Source organism: Methanosarcina baikalica, from assembly GCF_031461075.1.
Lineage (GTDB): Archaea > Halobacteriota > Methanosarcinia > Methanosarcinales > Methanosarcinaceae > Methanosarcina > Methanosarcina baikalica.
Genome location: NZ_JAVKPK010000028.1, coordinates 12,390 through 25,260 on the forward strand (window position 1 = coordinate 12,390; position 12,871 = coordinate 25,260).

At 41.9% G+C, this 12,871-nt stretch carries 14 protein-coding genes; 10 read left to right on the forward strand and 4 right to left on the reverse strand.

The window, feature by feature from the left end; genetic code table 11:
* Positions 1–191 precede the first annotated feature (191 nt).
* The 3 genes from RG963_RS08395 to RG963_RS08405 all read left to right on the forward strand — a co-directional run bounded on the left by RG963_RS08395 (position 192) and on the right by RG963_RS08405 (position 2,502).
* Positions 192–581, forward strand: a complete 390-nt coding sequence (locus tag RG963_RS08395; RefSeq protein ID WP_310575814.1) for a DUF555 domain-containing protein — start codon at positions 192–194, stop codon at positions 579–581.
* A 229-nt stretch (positions 582–810) separates the two neighbouring features.
* Positions 811–1,710 carry a carbohydrate kinase family protein gene (locus RG963_RS08400; RefSeq protein ID WP_310575815.1) on the forward strand — a complete coding sequence of 300 codons (900 nt, stop codon included), beginning with the start codon at positions 811–813 and terminating at the stop codon, positions 1,708–1,710.
* Between the two features lie 120 nt (positions 1,711–1,830).
* A complete protein-coding gene (locus tag RG963_RS08405; protein WP_310575816.1) occupies positions 1,831–2,502 on the forward strand; it encodes a diphthine--ammonia ligase in 672 nt (223 codons plus the stop codon).
* A 583-nt stretch (positions 2,503–3,085) separates the two neighbouring features.
* On the opposite strand, the gene RG963_RS08410 is transcribed toward RG963_RS08405, so the two are convergent.
* The 3 genes from RG963_RS08410 to RG963_RS08420 are packed head-to-tail and all read right to left on the reverse strand — an operon-like array spanning position 3,086 to position 4,673.
* On the reverse strand, positions 3,086–3,487 hold the full coding sequence (locus RG963_RS08410; protein ID WP_310575817.1) for a 5-(carboxyamino)imidazole ribonucleotide mutase: 402 nt from the start codon (positions 3,485–3,487) through the stop codon (positions 3,086–3,088).
* A gap of 20 nt (positions 3,488–3,507) precedes the next feature.
* Positions 3,508–3,795 (reverse strand): chorismate mutase, encoded by a 288-nt coding sequence (locus RG963_RS08415; RefSeq protein WP_310575818.1) that lies wholly within the window; start codon positions 3,793–3,795, stop codon positions 3,508–3,510.
* Positions 3,792–4,673, reverse strand: coding sequence for a shikimate kinase (locus tag RG963_RS08420; protein ID WP_310575846.1), 882 nt, complete (start codon positions 4,671–4,673; stop codon positions 3,792–3,794). The genes RG963_RS08415 and RG963_RS08420 overlap by 4 nt, the downstream gene beginning before the upstream one ends.
* Positions 4,674–4,940: 267 nt before the next feature.
* On the opposite strand from RG963_RS08420, the gene RG963_RS08425 reads away from it, so the two are divergent.
* The 7 genes from RG963_RS08425 (at position 4,941) to RG963_RS08455 (ending at position 11,759) form a co-directional block, all read left to right on the forward strand.
* A complete protein-coding gene (locus tag RG963_RS08425; protein ID WP_310575847.1) occupies positions 4,941–5,936 on the forward strand; it encodes a phosphate uptake regulator PhoU in 996 nt (331 codons plus the stop codon).
* 699 nt (positions 5,937–6,635) lie between these two features.
* Positions 6,636–7,277, forward strand: a complete 642-nt coding sequence (locus tag RG963_RS08430) for an Era-like GTP-binding protein (protein WP_310575819.1) — start codon at positions 6,636–6,638, stop codon at positions 7,275–7,277.
* 5 nt (positions 7,278–7,282) lie between these two features.
* Complete coding sequence (locus RG963_RS08435; protein WP_310575820.1) at positions 7,283–7,642, forward strand: DUF2073 domain-containing protein; 360 nt, start codon at positions 7,283–7,285, stop codon at positions 7,640–7,642.
* Between the two features lie 14 nt (positions 7,643–7,656).
* Positions 7,657–8,169 (forward strand): hypothetical protein, encoded by a 513-nt coding sequence (locus RG963_RS08440; protein WP_310575821.1) that lies wholly within the window; start codon positions 7,657–7,659, stop codon positions 8,167–8,169.
* Between the two features lie 218 nt (positions 8,170–8,387).
* Entirely contained in the window at positions 8,388–9,002 is a 615-nt protein-coding gene (gene hxlB, locus RG963_RS08445) for a 6-phospho-3-hexuloisomerase (protein ID WP_310575822.1), read from the forward strand.
* A 74-nt stretch (positions 9,003–9,076) separates the two neighbouring features.
* Entirely contained in the window at positions 9,077–10,189 is a 1,113-nt protein-coding gene (locus RG963_RS08450; protein ID WP_310575823.1) for a pyridoxal phosphate-dependent aminotransferase, read from the forward strand.
* 631 nt (positions 10,190–10,820) lie between these two features.
* Positions 10,821–11,759, forward strand: a complete 939-nt coding sequence (locus RG963_RS08455) for a cytochrome c biogenesis CcdA family protein (RefSeq protein ID WP_310575824.1) — start codon at positions 10,821–10,823, stop codon at positions 11,757–11,759.
* Positions 11,760–11,838: 79 nt separating this feature from the next.
* Here the strand turns inward: RG963_RS08455 and RG963_RS08460 are convergent, their stop codons facing one another.
* Positions 11,839–12,843, reverse strand: a complete 1,005-nt coding sequence (locus RG963_RS08460) for an NOG1 family protein (RefSeq protein WP_310575825.1) — start codon at positions 12,841–12,843, stop codon at positions 11,839–11,841.
* Positions 12,844–12,871: the final 28 nt, after the last annotated feature.

Sequence of the window (12,871 nt, forward strand, 5' to 3'; positions counted from 1 at the left end):
AGATTGCAGAACTAAAAATTAAAAGCTTAACTAAAAAACCATATAAAAAATAAAGCCTATACAATATTATTCTATTTGAAGCAGAAACAATTTATATACATTATTCTATTCTTTAGATTCTGTAAAAACTTTTCCTGATCAGGGAATATTCTTGAAAAATGAGTATAATTGAATAATTAAGGTGGACAATAATGAAGAACTTCCATGTGGTACTTGAAGCAGCTTGGTTGGTTAGAGACGTAAAGACGGCTGATGACGCTATAGGGGTTGCAATTTCTGAGGCTGGAAAGCGTCTGAACCCGAAACTGGATTTTGTAGAGGTCGACGTGGGAACCACGTCCTGCCCGGCATGCGGTGAGCCTTTTAGTAGTGTTTTCATAGCAGCAAATACCGCTCTTGTAGGACTTATTTTTGAGATGAAGGTTTTTGATGCCGAATCTGCAGAGCATGCGGAAAGGATAGCAAAATCCGTGATAGGTAAATCCCTCAGGGATATTCCATTGACAGTTGTCGAAGTGACCGAATTTGAACGTTCAGGCGAGAAGGGTGAACAGCAGCAGAAGAGCAAAGCAAGTAAATAAATAGATTTTCTACTGAAAACCTGTAAAAATACCGGAATAGAAGAAGATAGGATGCTGGGGTTAGTTATACCTGAAATTTCATCCAGGCAGGGTTTAAAAAGGCGCATGGCTGAAAAGAGAACGTATAATCTGTATTTTGTTTTTCCTGCATGCTTACCTGACTTTTAAAGACATATCCAACCTTAAAACCCCTGAGCTTCTCCAGAACCCACGAAAAAGAGGACACTATATGGACAGAGTAATTTCTATCGTGGGGCACACTGCCCTTGATTACATCGTAGATGTTGAAAAAATAGCAGGAAAAAACGAATCATCCCCTATCATTGACTACGAAGAATACCCTGGTGGGGGGGCTGCCAATATTGCTGTTGCCATCGCAAAGCTGGGGGGAAAGAGTCAACTGATTTCTCCTGTTGGTACGGATTTTGCAAGCTCTGGATATGAAAAACTCCTTAAAGACGTGCAAGTTGACCTTTCCCGCCTCTACAGGCTTGAGGACCGGAAAATTTCCAAGGCATTTATTTTCACGGATAGGGAAGACAACCAGACAACCTATTTTTACTGGGGAGCCTCTTCAAAATTCAAAGAATTAGAACCCGAACCTGTGGATTTTGTTCATCTTGCAACCGCAGATTCTGTCTATAATGCAAAGATCGCACAAATTGCAGGTTTTGTATCCTTTGATCCTGGCCAGGATCTTGTTACATATTCAAAAGAAAACCTTGAACTTATTCTTGCTCATACCGATATCCTTTTTGCGAACCGGCACGAAATCAGACGAGTTTCGGAAATGACTGGAAAAAGCTTCTCGGAACTCAAGGCCCTGATTGATATTATCGTGGTCACATACGATGCAGAAGGCAGCAGGATCTATACCGGGAAAGAAGAATTTACGATTCCTGTAGTTCCTGTCAGAGCTGTGGACCCTACGGGAGCAGGGGATGCTTACAGGGCTGGTTTTCTTCTAGCCCTTGCAAGAGGATGCTCTCTTTCCACATGTGGAAAGGTGGGGTCAACTGTAGCCTCTTTTGCTGTAGAGAGCCGGGGCTGCCAGACAGGCCTTCCCACATGGGAAGAAATGAAAGTCCGTTACGAAGCCAGTTTCGGAAAGCTGGATAAAGGGTGTTGAAATTGCGAATACCGAAGATGATATGCTGAAAAGTCAAAAAATATATAAAATATTACATAATGATTCATGCAGTATAACCCTGACGTATGAAAAAGATAGTAAAAACATAAAGGAATGCAGATGAAACTCGCAGCACTGGTTTCCGGTGGCAAGGACTCGATTTTTGCCATATATAAGGCCCTTGAAGAAGGGCATGAAGTCACCCACCTGATTAATATTATTCCCGCAAGGGACGATTCCTACATGTACCATTCCATCAACCTCCACATGGTGGAATTAATCTCTGCCGCTTGTGAAATCCCATTGATCCAGCAGCAGTCCAGCGGAATAAAGGAACTTGAACTGGATGATCTGACCCTCGCCCTCAAAAGAGTGAGTGTAGATGGAGTATCCGTAGGCGCTATTGAATCTCAGTATCAGGCAGGTAGAGTGCAAAAAATCTGTGACTCCCTTGGGCTTAAGGTCTATGCCCCTCTCTGGCATAGAGACCCTGAAGAGTTGCTCAATGAGATGGCAAAAGTGCTTGATATCCGGATTGTCAAGGTCGCAGCTGATGGCCTCGATAAATCCTGGCTTGGTCGCCCTATAAATATAAACTCAATAGAACATCTCAAAGCCCTCAACCGCAGATATATGGTTCACATGGCCGGAGAAGGTGGAGAATACGAGACTGTCGTCCTTGATGCTCCCTTTTTTAAAAAGCGCATTGAAATTGTAAAAAGCGAAATTGAATGGCAGGGTGACACTGGCTCCTTGAAGATCCTGGAAGCAAAACTAGTCGACAAAAATTGATTTTCAAGAAAGGCTTCCTGGTAAACAGACTTTTACATTTATTTCATAGTTTAAACACACTGCAATTTTTCAAAGCATCATCTTTTTATTCATATGGTTTTTCAAGCTTGAATCCGGATTTACCTGTGAAGTCTGATTTAAAAAGTCTTTCTCAAAAAATGAAAGTACTGGGAAAATCTCGCCCCGAAGCCGCCGCATATCCCTATTTTTATATAATACCCCGTATATTTAGAGGTAAGGCATCTGGGAAAAATCTATTTCTGTTGTAAACTTCAGCCATTACTTTACCCCCCAACTTCCCTCACTCCCAATACTCAGATGCCCTATCCCAACACTACTTTCCTAATAATACTTTCTTAACACCACATCTCAGAATTATCCCTTTTTGCATCTTAACAAAAAGCTCTGCCCTAAAAGAAAAGATAACCTGAACAATTAAAGGCTGAACAGGAAGTGAATAATTTATATGGCTTGAAAAAAGATTGCAGGGGTAAAGCCCACAGAATATAGTAAATTATTGATGTTTTAAGCCTTTAACGAATTCTTTAAATCTTTGATAAGTTCTTTAAGCCGTATAAGTTCTTTAAGCCTTAATGGTGTCAATTAAATCCAGAATTCTCAGGGCAAAATATGCGCCGTTTGCTCCATTATCGATCCCGACGCTTCCTACAGGCACTCCTGGAGGCATCTGGGCCATAGAGAGGAGAGCATCGAGCCCGCCTAGTTTTGCACTTACAGGGACTCCCACTACAGGTCTTTTCGTTCTGGAAGCCACAACACCTGGAAGGGCTGCAGATAAACCTGCAATTGCGATAAAGACCTTTGCATCAGTACTTGAGATGTAGCTGTCAAGTTCTTCCGGGTTCCTGTGAGCGGAAATAACCATTACTTCGTAAGTGTATTTGCTCTTTTCAAGCACAGATGTCGCACGATTGGCAATTGACCTGTCGGATTCGGAACCCATAATCACTGAGATATCAACCATTTTTAGCTCCTCTTGGGCATTCAGGGAAGGCTTCCTTTGCCACTCAACTCATTCTGGCGTTCTATACTCATTCTGATAAGAATCTCAAAAATATCTTTTATAGACCCCACATCAAGGTTGAGTTCGGTTGCGGCATTCAAGGCCCTGTTGATTACAACCTCATTTTGCTTACGGTCATTTATTGAAGTTCCATTTATTTTTTTTGATTCAAGCACTTTTTCAGCCAGATTCACTCTTCTATCTATAAGGGCAAGAAGTTCCCTATCGATTTCTTCAATTTCTTTGCGGACAGTTCCAAGTTCACTCAAGTGTACTCCTCGCTATATAAAGACATTGCATCTCTGTTATTTATAGAGGTTTCTATAACCCTGCCTTCCATCCCACAGCTTTCCCAGGCAGATTTCAGCTCTTTTACCTGCTCTACCCTCACAAGTGCTGCATAGGAAGGGCCGGTTCCAGACAGGCTCACACCTTTTACCCCGCACTCGAGAGCTCGAAGCATATGTTCCGTACCAAAGCCAAGAGCCCCACAATAAAGGAAACCATTTAGCGTCATGGCTTGTTCGTAGTCACCCTCGAGGGCAAGACCGTATGCGATATCCACATAGGGGGCGATAAGTCTGGAGCGTCTCACATCCGTGTCCGCACTGAAAGCCTTCCTGGCAGGGGCAAATATCAGGACCTTTGATTCTTTTTCTTCGCGCCTGAGAAGTTCCATTCTTCTGTTATCAGTAACCACAATCCCTCCGAAGAAAGAAGCACATGCATCATCAAAGGCGCCTGTTACGGTAACGCCCACTTCTTTTGCAGCTTTTACCCCGAGTTTTACGATCTCAAGAGGGGGAAGAGTCTCACCAACTGCACGAAGGGTTGCAAGAACTGAAGCGTTTGCAGCGGCACTACTGCTTTTGAGCCCGCCTGCAAGAGGGATTTCACTGCTCGTCCTTACCGTGCCAGCCAGTTCAAGCCCGAACCTTTCAAGGGTCATTTCAACACAGCGCTCTATGAGGCGGGCGTCTCCTTCAGGCATCTCTTCGATATAACCCGAAATCCCGATGTCGCTTTCTGAAAGCTCAACCGTTGCAAAGGTTTTTAAATCTATCCCAAATGCTGCACCCTTCCAGGTAGCTATGGCGTTTATTATGGTTCCTGCTCCCGACGCGCAGGCGTGCCCTTCAAGTGTCATCAAGCTCTGAATGCTCTGTTCTTTAATATTTTTTGCTACTTATTTCCAGAGCAAATATAAAGTCCCTGAATGTATGTTATGCAACTTATTCACAAAAAGAGGAATCCACAAATATAAATAGTAAAGTTGGATGCTGCATATATAGAAAATGTATATCTAAATATTATTCCGGAATTACTTCAAAATATTAGCCGAGAATCATTATAAACATAAGAGTAAATTCTCGATTTCAGCTTTAGCAGTTTTAACCAAAAACGGGGAATCAATATCGAAACCAGGAAAGTACAGCAGACAGGCGGTTCCACTTACATCATTTCCCTTCCAAAACAATGGGCCGAAAAAGTGGGAATCGAAACCGGTATGAGGGTTTCCCTTCAAGCGCAACCAGACGGAAAACTACTGATAGACCCTATTCTGGAAGAGCGAACAATCAAAACCAAAAGAATTGATGTGACTGACCGGGAAGTAAAAGCACTGGAGAGAGATATCATTGCTGCATATCTCTATGGATATGACAGGATAGAGTTTTCCTCACAAAGAATACTTGCAGAACAGAAAAAGGCAATCCGCAAGGTCTGCTACAAACTGATAGGCCCCGAAATTATTGAAGAGAGCTCAAGCTGTGTGGTTATTCAGGGTCTCCTTAACCCAAATGAGCTTCCTATCAAAAAAGGTGTACAGAGGATGTTCCTTATTGCAGCATCCATGCAAAAGGATTCAGTAAGAGCCCTTAAGACTGTAGATCACGACCTTGCAGTTGATGTTAGTCAGAGAGACGACGAAGTTGACAGGCTATGTCTCCTGATTTCCAAGCAGTTCCGCTCTATTCTCTGTGGAGGGAGAATGCCGGATTCCGCAGAAACAAGTATAGAAGAATATCATGAGTTTAGAATGGCGGCAAGCCCACTGGAAAGGATAGCAGACCATGCACAAAGAATAGCAAACGTTGCTTCAAAAATACAGCAGCCTGTTAATGATAATATAATTGAAGATATAGAGAAGCTCAATAATGCTTACATGGAGCTGGTAAAGCAGTCAATAGAAGCCCTCTTTGGTGCAGATACTTCTCTTGCCAATCAAATTATAGATACCGTTGACAATATGCGCGCACAGGTAGAGGAATTACATGCATCTATTCTAAAACTGGAATCACATGAAATCATGATTTTACTCGGGACAGTTGTAGATAGCCTGTCCAGAATAGGAGACCTCGGTTCCAATATAGCCGAAATTGCAATAAATTCGGCAATTCGGGACAAATGAGTAGATATCCTGCTAGAGATGTCAGAATTACTCCACAATTAAAAAGATAAAGAAATCTTTCTTTTAATGTAAAATATTCTTTAAGTAATAAAAAATAAAATATATAGCTAAGATCTTAAATTCGGGATAAGAGATTTATCTTTCAATGCCCTGACCTGCTTAAAAGGTATCTTGAAATTTATATAGAGAAAAATAATCTGGAAAGGGCCAGAAAGAGATAATTATATTAGAAGGATACGAAAAGTCTGTTCTCGAGAAAAACAATTTTTATTTTTAAGATTCAATGAATAAAAATAGGAAAAGATATAAAGGAAAGTATCGAACATCAGTACAGATATAAAAAATTTAATACAAGTGAAAAGAGTTAAAGAAGATGTGAAAACCTTCTTTATAAAAAGTTTTTTATTAATTTAATCAGGGAAACGGATGATTAAAAGTAATTTATTTATATGCTGGTGTTATTTTCACGGAGGCACTTTCTATTTTACTATAGAAAGGATCCGAAGTTTCTTATTTATTTCCAGGTATACCGGAAAGGAGAAAGAAACTTCTCCAATTTCCCCGATTCCCTCAGTCTAACAAATAAAAATTATTTACATATATGAATCAGTAGACAAAAAATTACTATAGATACCAACCCATAAAGGAAAGCAATCCGAGAAATCCTTAGGTGTTATGCTTTTCCCAAGGAGGGAAGCTATGAATATGATAAAACGATTTAAGGTAAGCTTTTCAAAAATGTTCAACAAGCTGTTCAAGAAAAAAGGAGCATGCATAGGAATCTACGGCCCCCCCAATGCCGGTAAGACGACTCTCAGCAACCGGATCCTCAAGGATTGGGTTGGAGGCGACGAAACAATGGGTTCCGTCTCTCATATCGCCCATGAAACCAGGCATGCAAAAAGAAGGAACGCCGTAAGTATAGAAGCTAACGGGCATACAATCAGCCTTGATATTGTAGATACGCCCGGACTTGCCACAAAAATAGATTTCCATGACTTTATGGAGCAGGGAATGAGCGACTCCGAATCGAAGAAGAGATCTAAAGAAGCGACAGAAGGCGTGATTGAAGCTGTCAAATGGCTCGATGACCTCGACGGCGTAATACTGGTTATGGACTCAACAGAAAACCCCTATACCCAGGTCAACGTAACTGTAATAGGAAATATGGAAGCCAGAAACCTTCCGCTTTTGATCGTAGCAAATAAGGTAGATCTTCCTGATTCCGACCCAGCCGGTATAAAGGATGCCTTTCCGCAGCACCCCATGGTGCCCGTTTCGGCACTTGATGGAGTCGGAATGGATTCATTTTACGAAGCTCTGGCAAAACAGTTCGGGTGATCGAAATGCAGGGAATTCAACTTGATCTGATATCCGAAGCTAGAATATCTCAGATGGCTTCTATGGAAAAAGTCCGATACATAATCGATGAGGTACGGAAAGGTAAAATCCTGGTTCTTGAAAAAGGCCTGAACCCGATGGAGGAAGCAAAGTTAATCGAGATGACAATGTCAGCAATCCAGCCTGATGTATTTTCAGGTATTGAAATGCAAAGTTATCCTGCAAATGCGGACTCTTCGTTGCTTGGAAAGTTTTTCAAAAAACAGAGCAACAAGAGACTTACAGTGATAGGGCCTGCAAACCAGCTCAAAACCCTTAAGAAAGATCGGAATCTGATCAGTGCACTTGTCTCTGCAAGTAAGTAAACGAAGTGGAAGCAATGTGTGCCCAAAAAACCCAAGATCTGGAAGCTAAAATATCCCCTCCGCAGTCCCTAGGTTCCTTTGAGATGGGCAGGAATGATGTCAACGTAATTTGTACCTACGGGAAAATTGCCGTATGGTTTGGACGGAAGATTCCTGATTACATTATAGCGCAGGTACTCATAGGGATTTCAAAAGTGGACCAGTCTACGGTTCATGAGTTTGAGATAATCTGCAACTTCGATGAAATCACGGAGTATGAGAGTAAAGGGTACACACTCGTGTCCTATGGAAAAACAGCTGGCGGTTATCGCGTAAACTATAGTATTCCTTTTTCCAATAAAAAAGCCCTTTTCCATCTGTCAAAGTTCATACTCGAAGAGCTCCGAAAGGGAGAAGCGCGTAAAGACTTTTACTGGAATGGGAGTGACTGTGATATTCAGAGACTTTATCATGAATTCAAAAACAATATTGAAAACTGGGAACTGAAAGCTATTAATTATAAAACTGAACCGCAAACAAGCCGATAAAGAACCCAGACTGCTAATTGTTGTAGGATACGAAGAACACTTCCATAACTTTATCCTGAATTATCCAAAATATATTTATAGGCAAGTGAAGAAGGGTATCAGGAAGGAGTTTCGAAAGTTATTTTCAATTATTGATTTAAACAAGTAGATAAGGCTCTAACCAATTTATTATTTATAAGGAATCAATTATTTTACCCAATGTTTTTTGGAGAACTTATATGAATAATACTCAGGTAAACGACTGTGAAGATGTAATATTATCAATGAGACTAATCGTAGTAAATCTCAATGATGTAATTGGCAGACTTGACAGAGAAGCCATAAAGGCTACGATCCAGAAAATCCTGGAAGGCGAAAAAATCTTTGTGATGGGAGCTGGAAGGTCCGGGCTTGTTGCCAAAGCCTTTGCAATGCGACTCATGCACCTAGGATTCAGTGCGTATGTGGTCGGCGAAACCACAACCCCTGCTGTCCAGCCGCAGGATGTGGTGATTGCCATTTCAGGGTCAGGGGAAACCCATTCTATAGCTGACCTTGGAAAAATAGTAAAAGATATTGGCTCAACTCTCATCACGGTTACTTCTAAAAAAGAATCAACACTCGGTAGAATCTCAGATATTGCTATGATTCTTCCGAGCAAGACTAAAAACGACCTTGATGAAGGCGGCTACCTTGAAAGAAATATGCGGGGAGATTACAAAAACCTGCCTCCCTTGGGCACATCTTTTGAAATTACCTCTCTTATTTTCCTTGATTCTATAATCGCTCAACTTATTAGGCTTACAGGTGCGTCTGAAGCCGAACTTAAATCAAGGCACACGAACATCGAATGAAGACCTGAAAATCACCAAATAGCAGTGGGTATATTTAAAAACAGTTAATTTGCAGGGATACAGGAGGGCTCAATTTGAAAGAAATAAAGTTTTCAGAAAACGTAGCCAGAATAGACACATCCGGAATCAGGAAGATTTTCGAAGCCGCAGGCTCGGATGCAATTAACCTTGGACTCGGGCAGCCGGATTTTGATACCCCGGAGCATATCAAGGCAGCGGCAATAAAAGCCATAAACGAAGGCTTTACGGGATATACGGTCGGCTCGGGAATTCCCGAGTTAAGAGAAGCTCTAAGTTCAAAGTTCAAGGAGGAAAACGGGTTTTCTGTTTCCCCACAGGAAATAATTGTTACCTCTGGAGCTTCTGAAGCTCTTGCCATTGCCCTTGCAACCCTCCTCAACCCTGGGGATGAAGTTCTCATTTCAAACCCCGGCTTCGTTTCCTACAATGCACTTACCGAGATCCTTAATGGCAAAGCAGTAAGTATTCCCCTTGCAGAAGACCTTACTATAAAGCCCGAGGCTGTTCTTGAGAATATTACCCCGAAGACAAGAGCTATTATCCTCAATTCCCCTTCAAACCCCACAGGCGCAGTCTCAAGCAGGGCAGATATCAAAGCCCTGGCTGAGATTGCAGACGACCACAATATAACCATCCTTTCAGACGAGGTGTATGAATACTTCATCTACGAAGGAGAGCATGTAAGCCCTGCCAGCTACTCTGACAATGTGATTACCGTAAACGCTACCTCAAAGAGTTATGCGATGACCGGTTGGAGGCTCGGATATGTGGCAGCCAGAAAAGAGTACATTGGGCAGATGCTCAAGGTGCACCAGTACATACAGGCATGTGCTAATTCAATCGCTCAGAAAGCCGCTTATGCCGCAGTGACCGGGCCTAAAGATTCGGTCAATGTCATGCAGGAAGAATTCAGGAAGCGCAGAGATGTTCTTGTAAAAGGGCTAAACGAACTTGGGATGGAATGCGCTCTTCCTAAAGGAGCTTTTTATGCCTTCCCGAAAGTCTCGGATTCTGCAGAGGTTGCCTCCAAATTGATCTCAAACGGCGTTATTGTCGTGCCAGGCACAGCCTTCGGAAGCGAGGGTGACGGCTACATAAGAATTTCCTATGCAGCTTCAATGAAAGATATTGAAAAAGCCCTGAGCATCATGGAAAAAGTACTCTGAAAAAGTCTTTTGGAAGAATACTCTGAAAGAATGTTCAGAGATCCCTGTAAAGGGAATACTTTTTTCCTGTATTTCTTTTTCCTTTCTCTATCTTTTTCTTTTTTCTTTTTATTAAAGCTGCGGTTATGATAATAAGAAGTGCCAGTACATTATTATTAAAATTTACAGTATTATCATCGCCATCATTAAAAATATTATTAAAAAGGGAAGTGCTTTTCCATATATATTCCTTTTAGCAAATATATAAATAATCGGTTGATATTATTCCGGGCAACCTGACTTTCATTTTTCAGTCCATTTTGTCCCGCGCTCGGCGCGGCTGGAACCTATCGGCTTCGATGAAAAGAAAGCGCAATCTTCACCTCCAATGGGAAATAAACGAATTAATATGGATACATAAATTAATACCTAAAGTATAATATTAATTAACAGAATCGAAAGAAATAATTGCTATCAATACGTAATTTTTCGTTTTAGGAAGAGAAAAACTTGATTGAGTACAGGCACTTTTCGGCTATAAGAACTAAACTGGGCGTTGGTGGGTAAAAAGCCTGCACCTCATCAAAAACAGTGCGCCCGTTGATCCGAGAAATATTGAATATCATCGTAAAAACAGATTCGGAAAGGGCATATGAAAAAGCGATGCATGCGTCCACTGTTTGTAAATAAAGGAATTTTCGTACTGGTATGTATATTCTTGTTGCTGAGTCCTGCTGCTGGTTCTGTTGTTTCAGCTGAAAGCAAACTGACAGGCTGTTTATATGGAGGATATCAAAATTCAGCCGGGGTTTTTCTAACAGAAACTATCCAGATCTCCCCTTTGCTTTTTGCGCAGGAACTTTCACTTCCTCTGACAGGAAGCAGAGAAGGGAAAAATAAGCACCTTGAGAAAATTAGTCCTTTCTTACTCCTGGCAGCAGGTATTCTTGCAGGTTTCAATCCCTGCCTGCTTGCGGTAATGGCTTTTCTCGCTTCACTCACCCTTGCGCAGCATGGAAGAAGAAAGGAAATGCTCAAAATCACGCTTGGTTTTTCGGCGGGAATCTTTACCATGTATATGCTTACAGGAGTGGGTATCCTCATCTTTGTCAATTTCCTGCCTGAAATCCAGAGAAATTTCACCATAGTCGCAGCCCTGCTTATTGCACTGCTTGGCTGCTGGCATATTTTTGATGCATACTGGCTGAAAAAGCATGCAAGATCAACCTTCAGGACTCCGGAATCCCTGAAGAACTTTATGGGCAGAATGGACAAAAAGAACCTTTTGTTGCTGTCCTTTCTTTCAGGAAGCATGTTCTCCCTGGTCAAAGCTCCATGCGTAGGGGCAATTTACCTGTCTCTTCTGAGTATCCTGGTTACAAAAACCGATGTGATAAGAGGAACGGTATATATGGGAATTTACAATGTCGGGCTCCTTCTCCCTGTAATAGGTCTTGGGCTTTTGCTTGCCTTCGGACTTAGCCCGAAAAAAGTCACTGAATTCAGGGAAAAATGGAGAGTGGAAATAAGGCTGACAACAGGATTTATACTCCTTTTCCTGGCCCTGCTGATGCAGCTTGGAGTAATCTGATCTTAAATGGCATCCTAAAAAAGTTCAATAGAATGTCTGAATTTGATTAAAATAAAAAATGGAATTAGATAATCAAAAATCAGATACTGGATTCTTCGTCCGGTTCTTCGGAAGAAGAGAGAAGGCGCTTTTCTTCAATCATCTCCATAAGCCTGTCCATTACCTCTTCGATCCCTTCCCCGGTAATCGTGGAAATATTCCGTTCTACTTCATCCATTTTTTGGAATTCAGGCCTGTCAGCCTTGTTTGCGACTAGGAGCAGAGGTAGTTCAAAATTTTCCCTAATCTCCGCAAGCAGGCGTTTCTGGTCTTCAATCTCGTACCCACAGCTCTCACTTGGGTCAATCATGAACAATACGACCGCGTCAAGGAAGTGGATCGCAGTGATTGCCTGGCGCTCAATATAGTTTCTCTCGGACATTGGGCGGTCAAGCAGCCCGGGCGTATCCATAACCTGGTAGCGTACTCCATTCCGGATAAAATGCCCAATTGTTACTCCTTTTGTTGTGAAGGGATAGGGAGCGATTTCCGGAGTTGCACCTGTAATTTTCGAGACAAAACTTGACTTTCCAACGTTAGGATAACCAGCAATCACAATCGTGGGCTCGTCCTGGACATCTGGAAGTTTCCTTAAGATATTTCTGGCTTTATTGAGGAAAAGGAGATCCTTATTTATGGACTTGATAATGGATGCAAGCCTTCCGAAAGCCTCTTTTCTAACAGGCTCGGGAATGTCCGAATCTCGGATCTTTCCAACGTAGCTCCTTGCAACTTCATGTATCTTCCTGCTAGCCCAGTCTACGGATGCGAGGGACATCTTAAGTTTTTCCACGCCTACAAGGATATCTGTAAGCTCATAATAGAACCTGGGTAATTGATCAAAACTCGGGAACCTCCTGACTATATTTGCAAGATTATCTGTAAAGATGTTTGCTGCTGTCAGTAGCATGGATTCATTGGCCTTGAACCGGCTTTCCCTGTCTTCGATAGTTTTCCCGGACATTGCTCTTGCTGCCCGCTTGAAAGATTTATTTATTAGTTCATCGGAAGTGGGAACTGTATGGATTTTCTCAAATATCATCATATTCTAACCCTCTGGGGGCTCTGTTAAG

Bases quoted from the DNA above. Each gene is read 5' to 3' on its own strand.
- RG963_RS08435 (WP_310575820.1), top strand. From the start codon at position 7,283: ATGCAGGGAATTCAACTTGATCTGATATCCGAAGCTAGAATATCTCAG.
- hxlB (WP_310575822.1), top strand. From the start codon at position 8,388: ATGAATAATACTCAGGTAAACGACTGTGAAGATGTAATATTATCAATG.
- RG963_RS08440 (WP_310575821.1), top strand. From the start codon at position 7,657: ATGTGTGCCCAAAAAACCCAAGATCTGGAAGCTAAAATATCCCCTCCG.
- RG963_RS08420 (WP_310575846.1), bottom strand. From the start codon at position 4,673: ATGACACTTGAAGGGCACGCCTGCGCGTCGGGAGCAGGAACCATAATA.
- RG963_RS08430 (WP_310575819.1), top strand. From the start codon at position 6,636: ATGAATATGATAAAACGATTTAAGGTAAGCTTTTCAAAAATGTTCAAC.
- RG963_RS08455 (WP_310575824.1), top strand. From the start codon at position 10,821: ATGAAAAAGCGATGCATGCGTCCACTGTTTGTAAATAAAGGAATTTTC.
- RG963_RS08400 (WP_310575815.1), top strand. From the start codon at position 811: ATGGACAGAGTAATTTCTATCGTGGGGCACACTGCCCTTGATTACATC.
- RG963_RS08460 (WP_310575825.1), bottom strand. From the start codon at position 12,843: ATGATGATATTTGAGAAAATCCATACAGTTCCCACTTCCGATGAACTA.
- RG963_RS08410 (WP_310575817.1), bottom strand. From the start codon at position 3,487: ATGGTTGATATCTCAGTGATTATGGGTTCCGAATCCGACAGGTCAATT.
- RG963_RS08405 (WP_310575816.1), top strand. From the start codon at position 1,831: ATGAAACTCGCAGCACTGGTTTCCGGTGGCAAGGACTCGATTTTTGCC.
- RG963_RS08395 (WP_310575814.1), top strand. From the start codon at position 192: ATGAAGAACTTCCATGTGGTACTTGAAGCAGCTTGGTTGGTTAGAGAC.